The 22,185-nt window shown below is 62.1% G+C and carries 23 protein-coding genes, 1 tRNA gene and 1 pseudogene; 11 read left to right on the forward strand and 14 right to left on the reverse strand.

Annotated elements, in window-relative coordinates; all coding sequences use genetic code 11:
• Positions 1–6 precede the first annotated feature (6 nt).
• From AAIL66_RS10735 to AAIL66_RS10750, 4 genes are all read left to right on the forward strand, one after another.
• Positions 7–1,131, forward strand: coding sequence for a hypothetical protein (locus AAIL66_RS10735; protein WP_343496714.1), 1,125 nt, complete (start codon positions 7–9; stop codon positions 1,129–1,131).
• 343 nt (positions 1,132–1,474) lie between these two features.
• Positions 1,475–1,597 carry a hypothetical protein gene (locus tag AAIL66_RS10740; RefSeq protein WP_343496715.1) on the forward strand — a complete coding sequence of 41 codons (123 nt, stop codon included), beginning with the start codon at positions 1,475–1,477 and terminating at the stop codon, positions 1,595–1,597.
• A 177-nt stretch (positions 1,598–1,774) separates the two neighbouring features.
• Positions 1,775–2,065, forward strand: a complete 291-nt coding sequence (locus AAIL66_RS10745; RefSeq protein WP_343496716.1) for an ASCH domain-containing protein — start codon at positions 1,775–1,777, stop codon at positions 2,063–2,065.
• A 247-nt stretch (positions 2,066–2,312) separates the two neighbouring features.
• Complete coding sequence (locus tag AAIL66_RS10750) at positions 2,313–3,326, forward strand: site-specific integrase (protein WP_343496717.1); 1,014 nt, start codon at positions 2,313–2,315, stop codon at positions 3,324–3,326.
• A 70-nt stretch (positions 3,327–3,396) separates the two neighbouring features.
• Here the strand turns inward: AAIL66_RS10750 and AAIL66_RS10755 are convergent.
• The 5 genes from AAIL66_RS10755 to tolB all read right to left on the reverse strand — a co-directional run bounded on the left by AAIL66_RS10755 (position 3,397) and on the right by tolB (position 7,068).
• Positions 3,397–3,472 (reverse strand) — tRNA-Lys (locus tag AAIL66_RS10755).
• A gap of 96 nt (positions 3,473–3,568) precedes the next feature.
• Positions 3,569–4,393, reverse strand: coding sequence for a tRNA threonylcarbamoyladenosine dehydratase (locus AAIL66_RS10760; protein WP_034356714.1), 825 nt, complete (start codon positions 4,391–4,393; stop codon positions 3,569–3,571).
• On the reverse strand, positions 4,393–5,154 hold the full coding sequence (ybgF, locus tag AAIL66_RS10765) for a tol-pal system protein YbgF (protein ID WP_012837777.1): 762 nt from the start codon (positions 5,152–5,154) through the stop codon (positions 4,393–4,395). Before ybgF ends, AAIL66_RS10760 begins: the two co-directional genes overlap by 1 nt.
• Positions 5,154–5,681, reverse strand: a complete 528-nt coding sequence (gene pal, locus AAIL66_RS10770; RefSeq protein ID WP_034356711.1) for a peptidoglycan-associated lipoprotein Pal — start codon at positions 5,679–5,681, stop codon at positions 5,154–5,156. The genes ybgF and pal overlap by 1 nt, the downstream gene beginning before the upstream one ends.
• A 67-nt stretch (positions 5,682–5,748) precedes the next feature.
• Positions 5,749–7,068, reverse strand: coding sequence for a Tol-Pal system beta propeller repeat protein TolB (gene tolB / locus AAIL66_RS10775; RefSeq protein ID WP_034361226.1), 1,320 nt, complete (start codon positions 7,066–7,068; stop codon positions 5,749–5,751).
• A 300-nt stretch (positions 7,069–7,368) separates the two neighbouring features.
• Here tolB and msbA point away from each other — a divergent pair, with 300 nt between their 5' ends.
• The gene (gene msbA / locus AAIL66_RS10780) at positions 7,369–9,237 is read left to right on the forward strand and encodes a lipid A export permease/ATP-binding protein MsbA (RefSeq protein WP_343496718.1); all 1,869 of its coding nucleotides are present in this window, start codon (positions 7,369–7,371) and stop codon (positions 9,235–9,237) included.
• Between the two features lie 112 nt (positions 9,238–9,349).
• On the opposite strand, the gene AAIL66_RS10785 is transcribed toward msbA, so the two are convergent.
• The 6 genes from AAIL66_RS10785 to mltG form a co-directional block, all read right to left on the reverse strand.
• Positions 9,350–10,078, reverse strand: coding sequence for an ankyrin repeat domain-containing protein (locus tag AAIL66_RS10785; protein ID WP_034356706.1), 729 nt, complete (start codon positions 10,076–10,078; stop codon positions 9,350–9,352).
• The gene (locus AAIL66_RS10790; protein ID WP_034356703.1) at positions 10,075–10,905 is read right to left on the reverse strand and encodes a TatD family hydrolase; all 831 of its coding nucleotides are present in this window, start codon (positions 10,903–10,905) and stop codon (positions 10,075–10,077) included. Before AAIL66_RS10790 ends, AAIL66_RS10785 begins: the two co-directional genes overlap by 4 nt.
• Before the next feature lie 112 nt (positions 10,906–11,017).
• Entirely contained in the window at positions 11,018–11,341 is a 324-nt protein-coding gene (locus AAIL66_RS10795) for a PilZ domain-containing protein (protein WP_012837773.1), read from the reverse strand.
• A gap of 123 nt (positions 11,342–11,464) precedes the next feature.
• Complete coding sequence (gene holB / locus AAIL66_RS10800; protein ID WP_253233118.1) at positions 11,465–12,490, reverse strand: DNA polymerase III subunit delta'; 1,026 nt, start codon at positions 12,488–12,490, stop codon at positions 11,465–11,467.
• The gene (tmk, locus tag AAIL66_RS10805; protein WP_343496719.1) at positions 12,487–13,176 is read right to left on the reverse strand and encodes a dTMP kinase; all 690 of its coding nucleotides are present in this window, start codon (positions 13,174–13,176) and stop codon (positions 12,487–12,489) included. The genes holB and tmk overlap by 4 nt, the downstream gene beginning before the upstream one ends.
• A gap of 89 nt (positions 13,177–13,265) precedes the next feature.
• The gene (gene mltG / locus AAIL66_RS10810) at positions 13,266–14,258 is read right to left on the reverse strand and encodes an endolytic transglycosylase MltG (RefSeq protein ID WP_034356694.1); all 993 of its coding nucleotides are present in this window, start codon (positions 14,256–14,258) and stop codon (positions 13,266–13,268) included.
• A gap of 44 nt (positions 14,259–14,302) precedes the next feature.
• Here mltG and AAIL66_RS10815 point away from each other — a divergent pair, with 44 nt between their 5' ends.
• On the forward strand, positions 14,303–15,259 hold the full coding sequence (locus AAIL66_RS10815; RefSeq protein ID WP_343496720.1) for a folate-binding protein: 957 nt from the start codon (positions 14,303–14,305) through the stop codon (positions 15,257–15,259).
• Between the two features lie 163 nt (positions 15,260–15,422).
• A pseudogene (locus AAIL66_RS10820) lies at positions 15,423–15,620 on the forward strand (heme-binding protein); the annotation flags it as partial.
• A gap of 312 nt (positions 15,621–15,932) precedes the next feature.
• Here the strand turns inward: AAIL66_RS10820 and AAIL66_RS10825 are convergent.
• Genes AAIL66_RS10825 through AAIL66_RS10835 form a run of 3 tightly spaced genes read right to left on the reverse strand, consistent with a single transcriptional unit; the run spans position 15,933 to position 18,074 of the window.
• On the reverse strand, positions 15,933–16,790 hold the full coding sequence (locus AAIL66_RS10825; protein ID WP_034356690.1) for a GNAT family N-acetyltransferase: 858 nt from the start codon (positions 16,788–16,790) through the stop codon (positions 15,933–15,935).
• Positions 16,791–16,806: 16 nt separating this feature from the next.
• Complete coding sequence (locus AAIL66_RS10830) at positions 16,807–17,787, reverse strand: alpha/beta hydrolase (protein ID WP_343496721.1); 981 nt, start codon at positions 17,785–17,787, stop codon at positions 16,807–16,809.
• A gap of 2 nt (positions 17,788–17,789) precedes the next feature.
• Positions 17,790–18,074 carry a hypothetical protein gene (locus AAIL66_RS10835; RefSeq protein ID WP_343496722.1) on the reverse strand — a complete coding sequence of 95 codons (285 nt, stop codon included), beginning with the start codon at positions 18,072–18,074 and terminating at the stop codon, positions 17,790–17,792.
• Positions 18,075–18,692: 618 nt separating this feature from the next.
• Between AAIL66_RS10835 and AAIL66_RS10840 the strand changes: the two genes are divergently transcribed.
• The 4 genes from AAIL66_RS10840 (at position 18,693) to AAIL66_RS10855 (ending at position 22,129) form a co-directional block, all read left to right on the forward strand.
• A complete protein-coding gene (locus tag AAIL66_RS10840) occupies positions 18,693–19,001 on the forward strand; it encodes a DUF3649 domain-containing protein (RefSeq protein ID WP_034356687.1) in 309 nt (102 codons plus the stop codon).
• Positions 18,998–20,710 (forward strand): PepSY-associated TM helix domain-containing protein, encoded by a 1,713-nt coding sequence (locus AAIL66_RS10845; protein ID WP_343496723.1) that lies wholly within the window; start codon positions 18,998–19,000, stop codon positions 20,708–20,710. The genes AAIL66_RS10840 and AAIL66_RS10845 overlap by 4 nt, the downstream gene beginning before the upstream one ends.
• A gap of 2 nt (positions 20,711–20,712) precedes the next feature.
• Positions 20,713–21,072, forward strand: a complete 360-nt coding sequence (locus tag AAIL66_RS10850) for a DUF3325 domain-containing protein (protein ID WP_343496724.1) — start codon at positions 20,713–20,715, stop codon at positions 21,070–21,072.
• Positions 21,073–21,412: 340 nt separating this feature from the next.
• Positions 21,413–22,129 carry a TonB-dependent receptor gene (locus AAIL66_RS10855; protein WP_343496725.1) on the forward strand — a complete coding sequence of 239 codons (717 nt, stop codon included), beginning with the start codon at positions 21,413–21,415 and terminating at the stop codon, positions 22,127–22,129.
• Positions 22,130–22,185 lie beyond the last annotated feature (56 nt).

The following is a 22,185-nucleotide window of genomic DNA, read 5'->3' on the forward strand; positions in this document are numbered from 1 at the left end:
GCACTCATGGCACCGTTCAGCCTGAACCTGGTCACCGGCCAGGACAGGCAGCACCTGCTGGGCTACGGCCGCGCCGCATTTGAGGCTGGCAAGGCCGGCCAGTGCCTGCACCAGATTAAAGAGCCAGCCGCAGCAGAACAAGCCGCATGGCATGCAGGCCTGGACGAAGGCCGGACCCAGGCAGCGCCCGCAGCCGTGGCAGTGCCTGATGAGCGCGAGGCGTTTGAGAAGTTCATTCAAAGCCCTATCCCGCGCGACTTTTACTCCAGGGTTTACGAAAACTGGGATGTAAATAACAAGTGGATCGGCTGGCAGGCTCACGCCGCGCTTGCCGCCACCCCGGCAGCCGTTCCAACCTACATCGAAGTGCGCGAATGTAGTGACTGCGGGCATATCGGCATCAACGATGCAGACGGCAGCAAGGCTGCGTGCAGCAAGTGCGATTGGCAAGGTGATAGCCCGGTAGAAGACAAATGCCCTGACTGCAACACAGTGGGCACGATGACAGCCGCATGCTCAAAGTGCGGCGCTCGCGCTTCGCTCTTGGCTGAAACGACTCTGAATGCCGAACCCATAGCCCTGACAGCAGCCGCGCCAATGGTGCTGCCAGAGCCTGATGCGGAAATTGCGGTGCTCATGAACCGCTCTGCGTGCCAGAAGTATCCGAACGACATCAATCTGCGTATTGCGCACAACGAAGGTTGGAATGCTGCCCGCGCCCTGCTGGCTACTGCTACCGGACTTCCCGCGCAGGCGGTGGAGATGCCTGATTTTGACTTGCGCACATCGAAAGGTGGGCGTGAGTTCGTAGCTTGGTACTTTGCCAATGTGTTGCAGCGCTATGACTATGAAAACTACATCACCAACAAGCTTGCCGCAGATTTCGCCTGCGATCTAGCTAAAGCCCTGAGCTCCACGCTAGCAGCACCCCAGGCGCAGGCAGACGCACGGGATGCGGAGCAAGAAGTGCTCATGGAGCACAGCGGATGCGGCAGCAATACGCAAGTCGATATGTTGACCGTCAGGCTGAACCCCGGCGACAAGGTAGTCATGCACAAAGGCCGCATTACGCAAGGTTTCGAGCGCGCCAACCGCGCCGCTATCGCGGCAGCAAAGGGGGAGCAGCAGTGAAGCGCAAACCAACTGGGTTCGTTGCCACCTGCCAATGCGGCGTGACCGTGGGCGCGCTGGACGCCAACCGAACCGACAGCAAAGACATGGGGCGCATCTTGGGGCAATGGCTGCACAGTGGCTGCACAGTCACGCCTCAATTTGCAGGAACGTGGTCTGCTCATTGCAAGCCATGTGAGTGCAATCAGCGCGCCGCCCAGGCAGCGCAAGGGGGTGAAGCGTGAGCGCCCTTCAAATTCAGCAAGAGCGTGAACGAGCCGACCTGCAAAACCACAAGGAGCGCGTCGAGTGGCTTAGCGCCCCATCTCCCAAGTGGTCGTGCGGGACTCCTGTGGATGGCTTCATGCAACGAACCTTGCTCACTCAAAGCAAGGATGCAATCAGGTTCTATGAGCCGCGCGTAGCACAACGCGCTATCGAGCTGGCCGCCCAGGCAGCAGCCAAGGAAGGAGCGCAGCATGGCTAAACGAATCGCGGGCAAACGCTGGTTTGAGGCCATGGGCCGGCGCGCGCGATCACAAGGCAAGGCCATGTGGCTTGGTCAAGACCGAGAGCAATGGCCGCTTTGGGCGAAGCATGCCTACACAGGCGGGTACATCGCCCAATGGATTGGAGACATCAAGACCATGCAGAAAGGCCAAGCATGAAAACGCTGACCCTCCCACTCAAGCGTGAGTACTTCGAGGCCATCCGCGACGGCACCAAGACCGAGGAATACCGGCTGTGCACGCAGTACTGGCAGAAGCGCCTGTATTCCCCATTCGGCAGCTATGACCAGATCGTGCTGACCCTTGGCTACCCAGCGCGCGATGACCACGCCCGGCGCATCGTGCGACCGTGGCGCGGCTTCACTATCAAGACCATCACCCACCCTCACTTCGGCCCCGACCCTGTAGAAGTCTATGCCATCAACGTTGAGGGAGACCAAGCATGAGCCGCCGAGCCCGCGACCGAGGCGACAAGCGCGACAGATGGCGCGAACCTATCAACCACCCCGAGCCCCGCTAATGCGGGGTTTTGCTTTTGGAGACCTAGATGCTTGATGCAAAAGCCGTTGCCGGGATGCTCGGACTTAGCGAGCGAACCGTCTATGAACTCGCAAAATCCGGGCGCCTGCACTGCTACCGATTCGGTAGCGCTGTGCGCTTTGAAGAATCTGACATAGAGGAATACAAAAAATCATGCCGATCCGTTTCGACTCCCGCAACCAGCGTTGGCGCTTTGAGTTCGACCAGGTTATTGCGGGCCAGCGGCAGCGGGCTAGCCGCCTTCTTCCAAAAGGCTACACCAAATCCGAGGCCCAAAAGTTCGACCTCGAAGAGACCAAGCGACTCCACTCGATTGCGACTGGTGTCAGCAAGCCTGAGCCACTGATTGAAGATGCGGTGCTGCTCTATTTGAAGTACCACGCACCAGCGCTCAAGAGCTATGAGAACATCGTGCGCGAGCTCAAGGCCTGCTACAGCGCCTACGCCGGTAAGCCATTCTCGGCGCTTCCGGCTATCGCCATCAGCTACCGGCCTGTAGGTGACGACAAGAAGCTGATGTCTGCGGCGACGGTGCGCAACCGGCTCTCCTACCTTCGGGCGGCTTGCCGCTATGCATGGAAGCACCATGGACTAGGAGACCGAAACCCAGCCGAACGCATCAGCATGCCGAAGGTGCGCAACGAGCGTCATGTCTACCTGGGCCGAGCCGAGTTCCTCAAGATCTGCTCGAAGATCAAGCCCGGCAAGGAAAGGGCGGCCATCCGCATTGCGTTCTACAGTGGCATGCGTGCGGCCGAAGTTGGCCTAGCCCAGGTTGCCTACGGCGGAGATGTGTTTGAGTTGGGAAGCCAGCACACCAAAAACGGGCAGCCCCGCGCTGTGCCAATTCACCCCCGAGTCGCCCACATCGTGCGCAACCCGGACCTGTGGCCAGTGAAGCCTACCAAGTGGACGGTCAGCAAGGTATTCAAGGCTGGCGCCAGGGCGGCTGGGTTCGGTCATGCCAGACTGCACGACTTGCGGCACAGCACGGCGAGCGAGATGATCAACGCCGGGGTTGATCTCTACACGGTTGGTGGGGTATTGGGGCACAAGTCGGCGGTTAGCACCAAGCGCTACAGCCACCTTGCGACCCAGACTCTTCAGACCGCTGTTGCGTTGGTTGGCAAAAAAATCCGCACACCAGCCAAAAGAAAGGCAGCTTGAATTTTATTCTTGCTGCTTAATTGATAGCAAAATAAAAAGGCCCCGTATTGCTACGGGGCCTTGTTATCTTTGGTGGGTCCTGCGAGATTCGAACTCGCGACCAACGGATTAAAAGTCCGCTGCTCTACCGACTGAGCTAAAGACCCTGCCACACATCAAAAGCAGTAGTTGCCTAATCAGTGGAATGACGTTATTGTAATCTATTTTTTCCGGCTCTTTGCCTAATTCTTGAATTAGTTGAATTAGCTTGGTTTGCGAGCCAACTGATCAAGTACCCAGCCTGCTGCGCACTGACCAAAGGTAGCTGTCACAGCCACGACCGAGCCATAGCCGTGGCAGTTGAGACTGCCATCACCGCCCTCGATTGAGCAAGATGCATCAGGTGGTGCGACAGCCTCGCGGCTGAACACACAAGTCACCCCCATGCGCTTGCCATCCTTGGGAGCGCCATGCTGCTTGCGCAGTCGGTAGCGCAGCTGTGACAGAAGCGGATCATGGGTTGTCGCACTCAGGTCTGCAATGTCCACCAAGTGGGCCATGCGCTTGCCACCTGCAGCACCAACGGAGATAAAGCACTGCCTGGTTTTGCGCGCATGCGCCGCCATTTCGGCCTTGGCCTTGATCTGATCGCAAGCATCTATCACCGCATCAACATCTGCCGGCAAGAGTTGCTGCCAGTTGTCTGGATCGACAAATTCATCGATGCAATTGACCTCGCAGGCTGGATTGATCTCGGCGATGCGATCACGCATGGCATCGATCTTGGCCTGACCGACAGTGCTGGTCAGCGCGTGGATCTGGCGATTGATATTGGACTCGGCCACATGGTCCATATCGATCAGAGTCAAGCGGCTCACGCCGCTGCGCGCCAGAGCCTCGGCCGTCCATGAACCGACTCCGCCCACACCAACCACCACCACATGGGCCGCACGAATCCGGGCTGCCCCCTGCACGCCGTAGAGGCGCTCCAAACCGCCAAAGCGGCGCTGCACATCTGCTTCTTCCATAGAAAAAACAGCGCCGGATCGGGGCGCTGTTTCCGCTTGAGGCTGAGAATATTCGGCCATTACTTGAGCGTCGCCAGCTTGGACTTGGCAATCCCTGCGGCTTCCGAGTTCGGATAGGCCTGCAGCAGCTCTTCCAGGGTCTTGCGAGCTGCCTTGGTGTCCTTGAGCTCCACCAGACAGTTGGCGATGGACAGGGCCGCTTCGGGTGCACGAGCATGCATGGGCGCATTGGTCATGACCGAACGGAAATTGGCGATGGCATTCTTGTAGTCGCGCGTGGCGTACTGCGAGTTGCCCAGCCAGAAGCGCACCGACGGCGTATAGCCGCTCTTGGGCCATTGGCGCAGGAAAGCGGCGAAGGCCTGACCGGCCTCGGGGAACTTGCCCGAACGGAACATGCCCAGAGCCTGCTCGAATTCCTGCTGCTCATTGCGATCGGCAGTGAACTCCACGCCGTCCACGGTCACGCTCACGGGCTCGAACTGGCGCAGGCGCTCGTCAAAGCCCTTGGCCAGATCTTTCTGACCACGCTGCAACTCCGCGGCGTCGCGTGTCAGTTGCTCGTTCTGACCTCGCAGCTTGGCCTGGTCCGACTTGAGCGACTCGATCTGCGACTGCAGATCCAGCAGGCTGCGGCGGGTCTGTTCCTGCGATTGCTGCAGGCTGTCAACGCGCTGGCGCAGTTCGATGATGGCGCGGCGCGCCTCGTCATCACCAAACAGGGCTGCATGGGCGCTGATGGCAGAGCCGGCCAGCAGGCCGGCCGCCACCATGCGAGGCAGCGTTGCGTGACGGAGAGTCAACAAGGCCTGCTTCATCATTAACGGTAGTTGATTTCAACGCGACGGTTTTGGGCGTAAGCGTCTTCGCTATGGCCTTCAGCAGCGGGCTTTTCCTTGCCGTAGCTCACCGCTTCAACCTGAGCGTCGTTCACGCCCAGCAGGCCCAGAGAACGGCGCACGGCTTCAGCGCGCTTTTGACCCAGGGCCAGGTTGTATTCACGGCCGCCGCGCTCGTCGGTATGGCCTTCCAGCTGCACCTTGGCTGCGGGGTTGGCCTTGATGAACTTGGCATGGGCTTCGATCTGGGGCTGTGCATCAGCCTTGACAGAGTAGCTGTCAAAGTCGAAGTAGACGATGCGGCTGACACCCTGAGGGCCTGCCTTGGAAGCGGCGGAACCGGTCAGGTCCACGCCCGACACGCCACTTTGGCCCTGGCCGCTTGCGCCAGCACCCTGGCTGGACAGCGAACCGTCAACGGGCTTGTCGTCCAGCTTGACGCCAGAGCTGCAACCTGCGACCAGCGCGGTCACAGCCAAAGCCAGGGAAAGACGTTTGATAGTCAACATGAGATTTCTCCGAACAGTCCACAACGGACTTCATCACTAGAAAGAAAGAGAGAAAGCAAACTTCAAATCAGTGTTTTTGGAACGGGCCCCAGTCGGGCTCACGTATGTCTCCACTTGCACCGGCCAGACGCGCCTTGATCTTGCCGTCCAGCGTTGTGGTCATGAGTGCTTCACGGCCGCCCTGAATGGTGGCGTAAACAATCAGACGGCTATTGGGCGCAAAACTCGGGCTTTCGTCCGCCGTGGTGTCCGTGACCGAGTTCACTGTGCCTGTCGCCAGATCCATGACCTGGAGCTTGAAACCACCGCCTACGCGGGAGATATAGGCCAGCCATTTGCCGTCGGGGCTGATGGCGGGCGAGATGTTGTAGTTGCCGGTGAAGGTCACTCGCTCGGCGCTGCCGCCCGAGGACGAGACCTTGTAGACCTGAGGTGCACCGCCACGATCGCTGACAAAGTAAATGGTGCGGCCGTCACTGGAGAAGCAGGGCTCGGTATCGATGCCGCTGCTTTGCATGAGACGACGGGGCTCACCGCCCTGGGCGCTGAGCAGATACAGCTGCGAGCCGCCGTCGCGGCTCAGCGTCACGGCCAGACGGCTGCCGTCTGGCGACCAGGCCGGAGCGCTGTTGGAGCCGCGGAAGTTGGCCAGCAGACGACGATGGCCGCTGGCTACATCATGCACATAGACCACGGGCTTGCGTGACTCGAAGGACACATAGGCCAGTTGCGTGCCGTTGGGCGCCCAGGCTGGGGAAATGATGGGCTCGGGACTGGACAGCGCGGACTGGGCATTCTCGCCGTCTGCATCGGCAATCCACAGGCGGTAATGGGCACCTGCCTTGGTCACGTAGGCAATGCGGGTGGAGAAAATGCCTTTCTCGCCCGTGAGCTTTTCATAGATGTAGTCGGCAATGCGGTGGGCCACGAGGCGCAGATCGCCGGTGGTGACTGCGAAGCCCTGACCACCCAGATCCTGGCCCTTGACCACATCCCAAAGGCGGAAGCGCACATCCCAGCGGCCATCCGCCAGACGCGTGATGCTGCCGGTCGCCAACGAATCGGCACCCTTCTGACGCCACTGGGCCACATCGGGGCGTGAGGTCTCGTCAAGCGCCAGGCCTGAGGCATCCACGCCGCGGAACTGTCCGCTGCGCTCCAGGTCGGCCTGGATGATGGCGGAAATCTTCTGTGGGGCCGAGCCCTCTCCCTTGAACTGGGCAATTGCGATCGGCAACTGTGTCAGGCCCACGCCTGTTACCTCAACCCTGAACTGGGCCAGTGCCGGAAGGGCCGGCGTGGCGGCTAACGTTGCCAGCATGGCTCTGCGGGAAGCGCGCGGCCCTGCCGCCCAGGTTGTCAGGGATGGAAGTCGGTCAATAGTCATTGGCAGCCATCAAAATTTCCGGAATTGCCCGGTACAAACACAAGCGCGAATGTTACACACACTGACGGATTCCTGATGTAAGAACGTGCTCAGTAGGGTGATCAAACGCAAGTGCCACAAAACTTTCAGATCGGGAGCATGCCAGAGTCTGCATGAGCGCAGAGGCAATCCCCTCGCCGATTCTGCCGCAGGCTTGCGCTTTATATTCAAACAGGCATAGTTGGTTACAACTTCATCCCAAATTTCATCTATTGAGATCCGTGCGGACTCCAAAAGCACAAGCCCTAAAATCACGCGCTTATGCAAGCCACACCGTCCCCATCGCCGAGCGAGACCGCCAAGGCCGTCCCTGCCCCAGCTCCCGCTCAAGCAGCCCCCGTCAATCCATCCGAGCTGCCGCTGATGCAGCGCCTCAAGCGCCTGACGCCTTATTTCTCGGGCCAGCGCTGGGCCTGGGGTCTGGCCATCCTGGCCACGCTGGTGGGGGCAGCCACCGAGCCCGCCATGCCGGCACTGCTCAAGCCCTTGCTTGACAGCGGCTTTACGGCTGGCTCGCTTGCGCTGTGGACGGTGCCGGTGTTTCTGATCGGCCTGTTCGTCATTCGCGGCCTGGCCCAGTTCACGGGCCAGTACGCTCTGGCACGCATCACCAATGACGGCATGCTGGGTCTGCGCCAGAAACTCTTCGAGCGTCTGCTGGCCGCCGACATGAGCCTGTTTTCCAGGCAATCGGCATCGGCGCTGTCCAACACCATCGTCTACGAGGTGCAGACCGGTGCCCAGCAGCTGGTGCAGGCCATGATGAGTATCTCCCGCGACGGCTTCACACTGATCGCCCTGCTTGGCTACCTGATCTATCTGAACTGGCAGCTCACGCTGATCGTGGCCTTCATGGTGCCGGGTGTGGCCTGGGTCATGAAGACGCTGTCGCGCCGCCTCTATCGCATCACCAAGTCCAGCCAGACGGCCACCGACGAGCTGGCCTATGTGGTGGAGGAGAACGTTCTGGCCCACCGCATGGTGCGCCTGCATGGTGCCCAGGCTTCGCAGCAGTCGCGCTTTGGCGAGTTGAGCCGGCAGCTGCGCGGCCTGAACACCAAGGCCACCATCGCCTCGGCCGCCATGACGCCGCTGACCCAGGTGCTGGCGGCGATTGCGCTGTCGGTGATTCTCTGCATCGCCCTGTGGCAAAGCCGCGAAGGCGGCGCCGCCATCGGCTCGGCCAGCGTGCAGGATGTGACCGTGGGCGGCTTTGCCGCCTTCATCTCGGCCATGCTGATGCTGATTGCGCCCATTCGCCGCATGGCCGATGTGGCCAACCCCATCACGCGCGGCGTGGCCGCACTGGAGCGTGGCCTGGCCCTGCTCGAAGGCTCCACCGACGAGCAAGGCGGCAGTTTCAAGCCCTCCGCCAAGGTCAGCGGCGCACTGCAGCTGAGCGATGTGAGCGTGCAGTTCGGCGCGGACAAGGCTCCGGCCCTCTCGCACCTGAGCCTGAACGTCAGGGCCGGCGAAGTCGTGGCCCTGGTCGGGCCGTCCGGTGCCGGCAAGACCACGCTAGTCAATCTGCTGCCCCGCTTTTTCTCGCCCACCAGCGGCCAGATCACTCTGGAAGGCGTGCCCGTGGCCGACTGGGACCTGAACACGCTGCGCCAGCAGTTCGCCATGGTGAGCCAGGACGTGGTCATGCTCAACGACAGCGTCGCGGCCAATGTGGCGCTGGGCAAGGATATAGACGAGGCCCGCGTCTGGTCCGCGCTGGAGGCGGCCAATCTGGGCGACTTCGTGCGCAATCTGCCTCAGGGCCTGCACACCCTGGTGGGCCACAATGCCAGCCAGCTCTCGGGCGGCCAGCGCCAGCGCCTGGCCATTGCGCGCGCGCTCTACAAGGACGCGCCCATCCTGATTCTGGACGAAGCCACCTCGGCACTGGACAACGAATCCGAGCGCCTGGTCCAGCAAGCCCTGAACCGGCTGATGCAGGGCCGCACCACGCTGGTGATCGCCCACCGCCTGTCCACCATCGTGCATGCGGACCGCGTGGTCGTCATGGAGCGCGGCCAGATCGCCGAGCAAGGCTCGCATGCACAGCTGATGGAGCTGGGCGGCCTCTATGCCCGCCTGCACAACCAGGTGCGCAGCTCGACCCCCGGAGAACCTCAAATTTAAGAGCTGCTACCGCATATAAATAAAGGACTTCAGAGTCAAATAACTCTGAAGTCCTTTTTCATTGGGCGCTAGCAGCTATCAAAATATTAATGACGGCGGTGAACTGCGCCCACTACCAGCTCCCGCGCGAGGGCTGGGTACGGCGCTCATGCTGCAGCGCCTTGCCCAGCAGATCGACCATGTACTGCCGGTCCACCAGCCTGGCGAAATCCGCTGCCGTCATATTGCGCTGGTTGCGCAGCGTGATGTCCGCGCCCTCCTGCAGCAGCAGCCTGACCACGGCTTCGCTGCTGTACTGGGCGGCCAGCATCAGCGGCGTGCTGCCGTTCGGTGAAGCGGCATCGATATAGGCGCTTTCCTCCAGCAGCAGCTTGATGATGTCCAGCGTCTGCGGCGTATCGGCAGAGGCCGCGTAATGCAGCGGCGTCCAGCCCTCGCGATTGACGTCGGCACCGCGCTTGATCAGCTCGCGCACAATGTCGAGATGGCCCTTGATGCAGGCCATCATCAGCGGCGTCTCATTCTGGCGCGAGGCCAGATTGACATCGATGCGCGGCGCCTTGAGCAGCACATCGAAGACTTTGAGCGAGTCCTGATGCAGGGCCGCCACCAGCCCCGGCCGCCCGCGCGAATCCAGGGTGTTGGCGTTGAAGCCGCGAAAGATCAGATTCACCATGGCACTGGAGTTGTCGCTGACCAGCGCCCGCGAATAGTCCTCGTAGTCATTGGCTCGTGCCAGTCCTGGCAGGCCAGCCACCCCGACGACAGCAGCACCGGCCCAGCGCAGGCTCTGGCGGCGGCTCAATGATGATGCAATCGATGGGGCAGCAAAAAGACTCATGCACTGGCTCCAGAGTTCGCTGACAAGGTCACGCCCTTGAACAGGCGGTCAAAGTTGGCACTGGTGGCGGCGGCCACCTCCTCGATGGAAATGCCGCGCACCTCGGCAATCTGCTTGGCCACAAAGGGCACATATGAAGGATTATTGGTCTTGCCGCGGTAGGGCACGGGCGCTAGATAAGGACTGTCGGTTTCTATCAACAGCCTGTCCAGCGGAACGAAGGCCGCCACGTCGCGCAGATGCTGGGCATTCTTGAAGGTCACGATGCCCGACAGGGAGATGTAGTAACCCATGTCCAGCCCGGCACGGGCCACTTCGGCGGTTTCGGTGAAACAGTGAAACACCCCGCCGGCCTGGGTGGCGGAATCCGCCTCGCCGCACTCGCGCAAAATGCCCAGGGTGTCGTCAGAGCTGCTGCGGGTATGGATGACCAGCGGCTTTTGCGTGATCTGCGCCGCCTTGATATGCGTGCGGAAACGCTCGCGCTGCCATTCCAGATCGGCAATCGTGCGACCGCCCTTGCGGTCTTCCATGCCGTAGTAATCGAGCCCGGTCTCGCCGATCGCCACCACGCGCGGCAGCGCAGCGCGCTCCACCAGGTCCTGCACGCTGGGCTCGGTCATGTCCTCGGTGTCGGGGTGCACGCCCACGGTGGCCCAGAAATTGTCGTAGTCCAGCGCCAGCTGGTGCACTTCGGGAAACTCTTCCATCGTCGTGCTGATGCACAGCGCGCGCGTGACCTTGGCAGCAGCCATGGCTTCGCGGATCTGCGCGATATTGGCGCTCAGCTCGGGGAAATTCAGGTGACAGTGGGAATCGGTAAACATAGAAATTGGACCGTTCCTGAGCGGCTGCGCCGCTTCCCCAGGGGACGACGCCATCGCTGCGAGACGGCTCTTGCTCGGCATCTCTGATGTGGGAGCGCGCCAGTGTTAAAAATCAGATTGTCTGGGTCGGCTTCTCGGAGCTCAGGGCCGTGCCCAGAATCTGCTCGATCTTGGCCTTGAGCTCGGCGGACTTGGCATCCTTGGGAAACTGGATGCCCACGCCCTGGGTGCGATTGCCGGAAGCTCGCTCGGGCGTCACCCAGGCCACACGGCCCGCGACCGGGTAGCGCTGCGGATCGTCGGGCAGGGTCAGCAGCACATAGACATCATCGCCCAGTCGGTAGTCACGCTGCGTGGGCACAAAAATCCCCCCTTCGGCGAACAACGGAATATAGGCGGCATACAGCGCTGCCTTTTCCTTGATCGCCAGCTGCATCACGCTGGGACGAGGGGTGGTAGTTGCGTTCATAGTGGATAGCAGAATTCTTGTGGCAGCCGGGCGGCTGTACCCGCGAGGTTAACACCCGGAAAAATTTTGACCAAACCCTTGCCTCATGACCTAGCGCACGGCTCTGGCGGCTTTGCCCGAGATCAGCACCGCCCGAGCCCTGGAGGCCAGGGCCTCCATCATCAACCCGGCATTGAAGGGGTGATCGGCCGTGCGCGCCGCCTGCACCAGCTCGCGTGACCATTCGGCCAGCAGCGCCATGGGCAGCGGCTTACCCGGCAGATCGGCGGGCGAGAAATACCGGGGCTCGCCGCCGCCGGCCAGGGCCATCAGGTCATGGCAGATTTTCTGCAGCGCCTGCACGGCATCCACGGGAGCAAAAGCCGCCAGCGCAGCCACATCTCCCTTGGCCAGCTGCCTTGGCAGTTGCGCCCAGGCTGCGGCCTTGCCCGCGTCCGCCGCCATGCGCAGCGCATCGCCGGGTCGGCCGCCGGCAGCCTGCAAGGCCGCAGCGGCATCCGACTCGTTAAGACCTTGCGCCTGCAGCCACTGCGCGGCCTCGGCCGCCGCAGGCCAGGTCATGGTGTGCGTCAGGCAGCGGCTGCGAATGGTGGGCAGCAGCTGGTGCGCTGCCTCGCTGGCCAGCACGAAGCGGGTGTCTCCGGGCGGCTCCTCCAGCGTCTTGAGCAGGGCGTTGGCGGTAATCGCATTCATTTGCTCGGCCGGGTAGACCAGCACGGCCTTGCCGCGTCCGCGCGCGCTGGTGCGCTGGCAGAACTCCACGGCATCGCGCATGGCTTCCACGCGGATTTCCTTGCTGGGCTTGCGCTTTTTGTCGTCGATGTCGGCCTGGGCCTTTTCCGGCAGCGGCCAGCCCAGCTCCATCATCTGCACCTCGGGCATGAGCACGCACAGATCGGCATGGGCACGCACCTCAATGGCATGGCAGCTGGCGCAGTGGCCGCAAGCGCCTTGCGCAGACGGCTGCTCGCAAAGCCAGGCGCGCACCAGCGACAGTCCCAGAGCGTACTGGCCCAGACCCGAAGGCCCTTGCAGCAGCCAGGCATGGCCACGCTGGGCCAGCAGGCGGCCACGCTGCGCGGCGATCCAGGGCGCTTCAGCGTCGACCGCACTCATGGCTTGCTGCCCACCATGATGGCCAGCCAGCCCTTGCGCACCACGGCCTGGGTGATCTGCTGCCACACGGCGTGGCGGCTGGCATGGGCATCGATGCGCACAAAGCGCTGAGGCGCAGTCCGGGCTCGCTCCGCATAGCCTTGGGCCACGCGGGCAAAGAACTCGCCGGGCTGGGCTTCGAAGCGGTCGGGAACACGGGCCGTGGCCAGGCGCTCGGCCGCCACTTCGGCAGGCAGGTCAAACCACAGCGTCATGTCGGGCTCGCGCATGAAGTCCGAGTCCGGACCGGCATGCAGCGCGGTACCGGTCTGAGCCATGCGCTCCAGAGCCGACAACTGCTCCCAGCTGAAGCCTCGGCCCGCGCCCTGGTAGGCGAAAGTGGCATCGGTGAAGCGGTCGCTGATGACCACCTCGCCACGCGCCAGCGCCGGCTCTATGACCTGCACCAGATGGTCGCGCCGGGCCGCGAAGGCGATCAGCGCCTCCGTCAGCGGGTCCATGGCGTCATGCAGCATCAGGGCGCGCAGCTTTTCGGCCAGCGGCGTGCCGCCGGGCTCGCGGGTCAGCGTGACCGCCCGGCCCTGATCGCGAAAAGCCTGGGCCAGTGCCTCGATATGCGAGGACTTGCCCGCGCCATCGATGCCCTCAAAACTGATGAACAGACCCTTGGGTAAAGCTGTACTCACTGATATTTCCTCTAGTGCGGCGCATGGCGGCACCAGTTGTTTGATTCGACACAGGGAACAGACCACGGCCTGCCGCCCTCAAGGATTGCTTATTGACCGCGTTGGTAGCGGTTGACGGCCCTATTGTGCTCGTCCAGCGAGGCGCTGAAATGGCTGGTGCCATCACCCTTGGCCACGAAGTACAGAGCCTTGGTCTGATCGGGCTGCACGGCCGCCATCAGCGCAGCCTTGCCGGGCATGGCGATCGGCGTGACGGGCAGGCCCGCACGGGTATAGGTGTTCCAGGGCGTGTCCTCCAGCAAATCACGCTTGCGCAGATTGCCGTCAAAGCTGGCCCCCACGCCATAGATGACCGAAGGATCGGTCTGCAGGCGCATGCCTATGCGCAGGCGGTTGGAGAAAACGCCGGCAATCTGCGCGCGGTCTGCGGCGCGGCCGGTTTCCTTTTCCACGATGCTGGCCAGGATCAGGGCTTCATCGGCGGATTTGAGCGGGGTATTGGCCGCCCGCATGGCCCAGGCATCGGCCAGACGGCGATCCATGGCATGCAGCGCACGGCGCAGCACGGCCATGTCCGAGCTGCCCTTGGCGTAGGTATAGGTGTCGGGGAAGAAGCGGCCTTCGGGCGGCACGCCCGCGCGCTCCAGTGCCGTCATCACAGCCTCGTCGCTGAGCCCTGCGCTGTCTTGCTTGAGGAATTCCTCACGCGCCAGCGCCGCACGCACCTGACGCCAGTTCCAGCCTTCGACAAGCGTCAGCGCACGCAGGCTTTCCTCGCCCCGCGCCAGCTTTTGCAGCAGCACATAGGGCGTGAGCCCCGTGCTCAGTTCGTAGTTGCCGGCCTTGATGGCGCGGTCCTTGCCAGAGAAGCGAAACCACGCATAGAGCAGGCGCGCATCGGTTTGCACCCCGGCCTTGACCACGTTTTGCGCCACGCCACGTGGCGTGGTGCCGGGCTCTATCTCCAACTCCAGACTGGGCTCAGACAATTGCAGCGGCTGGTTCAGCCACCACCAGGCGCCTCCCGCCGCCAGGGCAGCCAGAAGCAGCAAAAATATCAGTGCTCGAATAAGGGCACGCACAAGCTAGATCCATCAGTACACAGAGCGACGATCATAATTCAGCCATGACCCAGCCCAAGACGCTGCCCCTGAACGGCATTACCCCCATTTCCCACCTTGGTGTCATCCGCGCCGTTGGCGCCGACGCAGCCAGCTTTCTCCATGGCCAGTTGAGCAACGATTTCGCGCTGCTCAAGTTCGATCAGGCCCGCCTTGCGGCTTTTTGCACGGCCAAGGGCCGCATGCTGGCCAGCTTTATCGGCTTCAGGCTCAGCGCCGACGAAATCGTGCTGATCTGTGACCGCAGCCTGCTGGCCCCCACGCTCAAGCGCCTGTCCATGTTTGTGCTGCGCGCCCAGTGCAAGCTCAGCGATGCGACGGCTGACTTCGCCCTCTACGGTCTGGCCGGCCAGGCCGCCGAGCAGCTTGCCGGCAAGAATGTGGCCGCCTGGGCGCTCAAGCAGCAAGGCGATGCCCATGTGATCGCGCTCTACCCCGCTGCAGGCAACCAGCGTGCGCTGTGGATAGGCCCTGCGGGTCAGGCCCCAGAAGGGCAGTTGCTGAGCGAAGACCTCTGGCAATGGTCCGAAGTCCAGAGCGGCGTGGCCACACTATCGGCTCCCGTGGTCGATGCCTTCGTGCCCCAGATGCTGAACTACGAATCCCTGGGCGGCGTCAACTTCAAGAAGGGCTGCTACCCCGGCCAGGAAGTGGTGGCTCGCAGCCAGTTCCGCGGCACGCTCAAGCGCCGCGCCTATCTGGTTCATGCCGAGCAGGCTCTGAGCGTCGGCCAGGAAGTCTTCAGCGCCGAAGACCTCGAGCAGGCAACTGGCACCGTGGTGCAGGCAGCAGCAGCTGTGCAAGGCGGCTGGGATGCCATCGTCTCGATGCAGATTGCCTCTTCCAGCCGCGACGATTTGTTTGCCCATGCTGCGCTGGCCGAAGGCCAGAGCGCCGATGCGGGCAAGGGCATTGCGCTGCAGCCCCTGCCCCTGCCCTACGAGCTGCTGGCGGATATCTGAACGTCTCGGGCCCGCACTGCCGCAGGCCTGGCAGTGCGGGCCCGGCCACCGCTAAACTTTACTTGCACCCAGGTCATTATCTTTTCCTCAAAAAGATAACAGACCCCGAAGGCTGGCTCTGCGTTCGCATTGATTCCTCCCACTTGCTGGACGACAAAGTTCTGCCGTTCAGTCCAATCCCGATGCGGCCGGCATGGCGAATATCCCTGGCTTCCTGGTACTAGGTGGCGGCGTGCCCCTGAAGACCGGCAATGAAACCATTGGTGCGATTAGTGCGATTGGCGTGGCCGGTGCGCCTGGCGGCCATCTGGACGAAGCCTGCGCTCATAAGGCCATCACCGCGCTGAAGGATCAGCTGCAGCAATGCCGCCAGCACGCAGCGGAGAAAGGGCTGGGCTCGAGCCTGCGTGCGGCAAGGCCTGCGAAGCAGGCCGCCGCAGAGCGCTCCCGCCAGCGGGTGGCCCCCACCTTCAGCCGCCCGGTCACCTCTGTCCCGGACCTCGCCCGAACGGACTCAGAAGACCCCGTAGCGATAAGCCACATAGGCAGCCGCCGCCACCCCGATCAGACAGAGGACGGTCATGATTCTTGCCATGGGTGCTCCTTCGCATCAAGCATCAAATCGGGCTTGAACGCCTACAGATAAAGCGCTATAAGCTATCAAAAAAATGTATCAAAGCACTTTGCACATGGTGATGTGGGGAATGCCGGCCTCCTCATAAGGCTCGCCTACCGGCGTAAAGCCTGCGCGCAGATAGAAGGCTTCAGCATGGCGCTGCGCGTGCAGCACGATTTCCTTGTCACCGCGATCGCGCGCCGCATCCATCAGGCTCTCGAGCACCATGCGCCCCCAGCGGCCGCCGCGCACGCTGCGATCCACGGCCATGCGGCCGATACGCCCCACGCCCGGCGCATCGCTGACCAGCCGGCCCGTAGCCACGGGCTGGTTCAAGCCGTTGAACAAGACCACATGACGCGCCACAGGGTCGAGCTCGTCGATCTCGATCTCGCGCGGCACGCCCTGCTCGCGCACAAACACGGCCAGGCGCAGGCGCTCGGCGTCGCGCCCCAGATCGTTCCAGCTGCCCGAGCGCAGCGTGACGACCTCCTGCCCTGCTTCATAGGCCGTGAGCAGATCCCGCATGGCCTGGGGTACGGGCCTGGGGGTCTGCGTCGCCGCGTCGGCAAACACATAGACCAGCTCCACGGTGTTGAGCAGCTCCATGCCCCGGAAGATGCCTGCCTCGAACTGCAGCGAGGTATTGCCCTGTTTGACGCAGCGGATGCCGACATCCAGCACATCGCCCAAAGTGGCCGAGCCGTGATAGACCGTGCTGGCCTTTTTCACAAACAGCTCGCCGCCCAGCGATGCAAAGCCTGCCTCGTAAGGAATGGCCAGCTGGCGCCAGTAGTTGGTGATGGCCACATCGGCATACATCAGATAGTGGGCATTGAAGACGATCTTCTGCGCGTCCACTTCGGCCCAGCGCACCTCGATACGGGTAAAGCTGCGAAAGTCCTGTCGATTCATGGTTCTCACTCTGGTTTCAATTCAATCCAAACGCGCCGCGCAAGGCCTGCGCCATGTCACGGTGCGCCTGACGCGCCTCGGCAATCACGCGGCCCATCTTGACGAACTCATGGGTCACGCCCTTGTAGATTTCCAGATCCACAGGCACGCCTGCCATGCGCAACTTGTCAGCATATTCCACGCCCTCGTCCACAAGGGGATCGCACTCGGCCAGGCCGATCCAGGCGGGTGCGACATCGTCGACATCGGGAGCCAGCAAAGGAGCGAAGCGCCAATCCTCGCGATCCTGGCGTCTGGCGATATATTGCGCAAAAAACCAGGTGATGGAAGCTTCTTCAAGAACCAGTCCATGGGCAAAGCGGCGATGGGAGTCGGTATCCTGGTGCGCCGTGGTTCCCGGATAGATCAGCAGCTGCAAGGCAAGCTTGAGGCCGGCGTTGCGCGCTTCGATGGCACAGGCTGCCGCCAGCGTACCGCCGGCGCTGTCGCCGCCGACAGCCATGCGGCTGCCATCCGCCCCCAGGCTCGCCGCATGGGTTGCCAGCCACTGCAGCGCATCCCAGGCATCGTTATGTGCAACGGGGAACTGGAACTGCGGCGCCAGGCGGTAGTCCAGCGACACAACCATGCAACCCGCGAGGTGTGCGAGCTGGCGGCAAAGCTGGTCATGCGTGGCCACGCTGCCTACCGTAAAGCCGCCACCATGCAGATACAGCAGCGCAGGCAAGCCCGCAGCGGGGGCTTCATCGCGGGTCACAGGAGCATAGAGGCGGGCCGGCAGATTCGCTCCGTCGCGTGAGGGAATCTGCAGGTCCTCCACACGGGGCAAGGCCTGCTTGGGGATCTCAAGCACGCCGGCGCCAGCTTCATAAGCCGCCTTGGCAGCTTCCGCACCGAGCTGATGCATGGGAGTGCGCGCGGCCCGCTCCATGCGGCGCAGCACATCGCGCATGGATGGTGTCAGACTGGCTGGCAAAGCCGCAGAGGAATCGGACATGATCACGACGGTAAAAAACACAGGATGGCATTGTGCGTTGCAACTCCGAAGTCTGCAGGCCAATGCCGACAATTGTTGGTAATCGATACCGTCGCAGACGTTCCATGGAGCCAGCCCATGACAAGCAGCAGCACGGCGGCAGCCGCGGGATCCCGGTGAAGCAGGACCTGCGGCAGGAGCATCCAGACCGTCAGTCCATAGAGCAGGCCCGACATGCCGACATCGTCGCTCACCTGAGTCGAGGTGAACCACAACAGCAAAGAGACCAGAACGGCCAGAGAGCCCATGCAGGGCCTGTGTATCGCGGCTGCCCACTCCGCCCGCCAACACAGCGGCAAAAAAAGCACACGGCTCCTGCAATTCCTGCAAGTACTGCCTGAGAAGACGCATGAAGATGTCCTGTGCCAGATCCTAAGCATCCTGCACACAATGCACTCCCCGCTTCAGCCAGTTCAACTGCCATCCGTGGTGGTCGCAATAGAGCGTGTGCAGAAGAGAAGAAGAACTAGCTTGCGCACCAGGTAGGGCTCAGGGGAATACCGGTCTGCCCCGGCGATGAGTCGCCCACCGCTCCAGGAAGGGCCTTCAGGCGTCCGCCAGGCAGGCAATGGCCCAATGATGGGAAGAACTTCAGATGTCGCTTTTTAGGCCCTGTAAGCCGAATAACAAATAAATAACAATCATTCTCAATTACATCTATACTCGGCTTTACATTTCTTCGCACGCCAGCATGATTTCTTGACGCAAGCCAGCCAGCGAATCGACTGCATCGTTTGGTTGTCTGTCATGCTGAGCTCTCCGTATACCTGCTTTTCCTCATCAAGGGTGATTCACCCGCGCTTTGTCGTTGCAGCTCCTGTCTGCGGCAATCCTTGCCGCCCAGCTCCAGCGCATCAGGAGGCGGTATGAAAGCCACATCGCCCCTTATTCACTACCGCCTTGCGATTGCCTCGCGCAGTTTGGCTGCCGTCCTTGGAGGCTATGCGCTGGCCGCATTCAGTACTGCTGCCCTGAGTCTGCTGCTGAGTTCCCTGATGAGCCGCGTGGAGGCGGTGATGACCGCCACCTTGCTGTCCTGGGTCATCTACGCCATGGCTATTGCCTGGACCTTCTATGCACGCACGGCTTGGCTTGCCTGGGCCGGTGTACTCCTTCCTGCCCTAGCCCTAAGCGCAGCGCTGTATGGGCCATTGTGGTTGGGGGTGGAAGCATGACCGCCCCTCAAACCAAGACAAGCGCCAGAACCACGCGTCAGCCCGAGCAGGAGGGTTTTCGCCAGGCCATGTCCTGGCTGCACACCTGGTCGGGCCTGATTCTCGGCTGGCTTCTGTTTGCGATTTTCGTCACCGGCACGCTGAGCTTTTTCAAGAACGAATTCAATCTGTGGATGCGACCCGAGCTGCATGGCCTGCCACCGTCCGACAGCGACGTTGCGCAACGCGCCCAGGCGGCACTGCACGAGCACGCGCCGGGCGTCAGCAACTTCATCATGCGTCTGCCCGATGAACGTACGCCGGCCGTCAATGTACTGTGGCGCGACAAGCCCAACAGCCGCTTCGATACCTTGCTGCTGCACCCGCAAACCGGTGCCACACTGCAGGCCCGAGAGACCGCTGGCGGAGAATTTTTCTACCGCTTCCATTTCGAGCTTCGCACTGCTCACAAGGGCCGCTGGACGATCCAGGGCCGCTGGGTGGTGGGCGCGGCGACGCTGATGATGTTCATTGCCTTGCTGACCGGCGTGGTCACGCATCGCCGAATCTTCAAGGACTTCTTCACCTTTCGCCCGCGCAAGGGTGGACAGCGCGCCTGGCTGGACGCACACAACGTCTCGGGGGTGCTGGTGCTGCCGTTCTATCTGATGATTACGTTCAGCGGTCTGATGATTTTTCACGCCATGTACATGCCGGCCGGCATAGCCGCCGCCTACCCTGGCGCAAAAGGAACGGATTCGCAAAGCTATTTCTCCGAGTTGCAGGGCGATGTTCCCGGTGCGCGCAGCGCCAGGCGTGGCAGCAACGCACAGGCCGAACCCCTGCCCATGCTGGATCTGGGCCCCATGCTGAGCCAGGCCAGTCAGCTGTGGCGGGGCGGTCGTGTCGGCAGCATCACCGTGCGCAGCGACAGCCAGGGCCCGCTGGTGGAGATCACCCGCCACGACGGCGACAGGCTGCAATACGGACCAGCGCGGCTGCGTTTCGATGGCCGCACCGGCCAGCTGCAAACCCAGGTCGATCCGCAAAGCCCGGCCATCAAAACCTATGGCGTGCTCTACGGCCTGCATCTGGGACGTTTCGCCGACATCGGGATGCGCTGGGTGCTGTTTGGCTTTGGCGTCATGGGCTCGCTGATGATTGCCTCGGGCCTGATACTGTGGTCGGTCAAGCGCCGCGCCCAGGCCCTGCGCAAGACACCTGCCGCCCCCCTGCCCTTTGGCGAACGGCTGGTGGCAAGTTTCAATATCGGCCTCATGGGCGGTCTGCCGCTGGCGATCGCGGCCTATCTGCTGGCCAACCGGCTGCTGCCATTGGAGATGCCAGGCCGCCCCGATGCCGAACTGTCCTGCTTCTTCGGCACCTGGGCGCTGGCCTTGCTGCTGGGCCTGATCCGGCCCATGCGCCAAGGATGGGCACTGGTGCTGGGCATGGCCGCCACCGCATACCTGCTATTGCCTTTGGTCAATGCCTTGACCACTTCAACGCATCTGGGCATCAGCCTGCCGGCCATGGACTGGAGCTGGGCCGGCATGGACCTGAGTTTTGCGGCCATGGGGTTGATGCTTGCCGCCCTCACTCGACATCTGCTGCAACGCAAATCCCAGCCTGCAGTCAGACATGCGCTCCCCACCAAGGCTGCGGCAGCCCCGGGACGCCAGCCCGGCTCCCAAGGGATCCCTGGCGACAACACTGCGCAGGAGGCATAGCAATGCTGCTCGACTTTCTGTTGTGCTTTGCCGCCTGGACGGCTCTTGCCCTGGCCATGGACCGACACCATGAAGACGCTTGGCCGGATATCGATAGTGAAGCTCCCGCCGCAGTACTGCGCCGCCAGCGCCTGTTCCAAGCCGGATGGATCCTGCTGGCATTGTCACTGGGCATTGCTCTGGGCTTTCCGGGCGCAACCACCGCAGCCATGTCGGCCACCGTGTGGACGGCCGCTCTTTGCCTGACGGCTCTGGCCGCCACCAGCATGGCGACCTGGCAAGCGCAGCGCCTGCCTCTGTTTGGCTTGATGGCACTGGCACTGGGAATACTGGTTTTTACCTTCGACCGCCTCGGTCCTTGACGGACTGCCTTCAGAACCCACAGGGGCCACGAATCAGAGAGTCGCTGAGCATCAATGACTGAGAACCCAGGCAGCTATTGATGCAACAGGAATCCCGATCATGACCGGGCAAGGACATTGCATGCGCATCGCGATGCAGCAGCCGCCTCGGCCCTTGCATGGCTGGCCGTGACCAATCGATTGAACAAGAGGTGCAAGGAAAGAGCACAGGGCCATACAAGAGATCAACAGGCGCTCTTTTCTTGGAATTCAGACCGGTGCTTGAGTCTGGATATCGGGCAGAAGACCTTCACTCGTGCAGAGCAATTCATTCACCTATCCAGCATCCAAGGAGATTTTCATGCGCAATTTTTATCATCCCATTGCTCTCGCCACTCTGCTGCTTGCCAGTCTGGGCACAGCCCATGCTCATCAAGTCTGGCTGGAGAACGATGGCGGCCAGGCCCAGTTGTTTTTTGGCGAGTTCAATGACAACCTGCGCGAGACTTCGCCCGGTGCATTGGACAAATTTCTGGCCACACCCACGCTGGCCCAGCAAACAGCCAGCGGCACGCTGCAACTGAGCGGCCAGCGAAATGCCACGGGTTTCAGCTACAACGCGGCAAGCCAGGCCCAAACCCTTTTTGCCAGCGCCTCCTATCCCTTGATCGACCGCAGCAAGCGCAATGAACCAGCTTTGCTGTGGGTACCTGCGGCCCGCTGGGTAGCAACGCCGACACAGGCCGTAGCCGTCAATGCCCAGGCCCTGGATTTGGTGCCCACGGGCCAGCAGGGCCAATTCATGGTGAGCTTCAACGGTCAGGCCCTGCCCAAGGCCAAGGTGCAAATCGTCGCCCCCTCGGGCTGGTCGCGCGAGGCGCAAAGCGACGAGCAAGGCCGGGTCAACTTTGCCTTGCCCTGGAAGGGCCTGTACGTGGCCGAAGTGCATCACAGCGACAAGCAAGGCGGCGAAGCGCAAGGCAAGCGCTATGGCGAAGCCAGCTATGTGACCACGTTGAGCTTCAGCGTCGAGGACGGCATGCCATCCCCCGCCCTGCCGTCCGCCATCAAGCCCTGACGCAGAGCCTCTCATTCACTCCAGCAACCGCTCCAACCAACCCTGATGGTCATTGT

Origin of the sequence: Comamonas sp. F1-6, assembly GCF_039581415.1 — a bacterium.
In the GTDB taxonomy this organism is placed as follows: Bacteria; Pseudomonadota; Gammaproteobacteria; order Burkholderiales; family Burkholderiaceae_C; genus Comamonas; species Comamonas thiooxydans.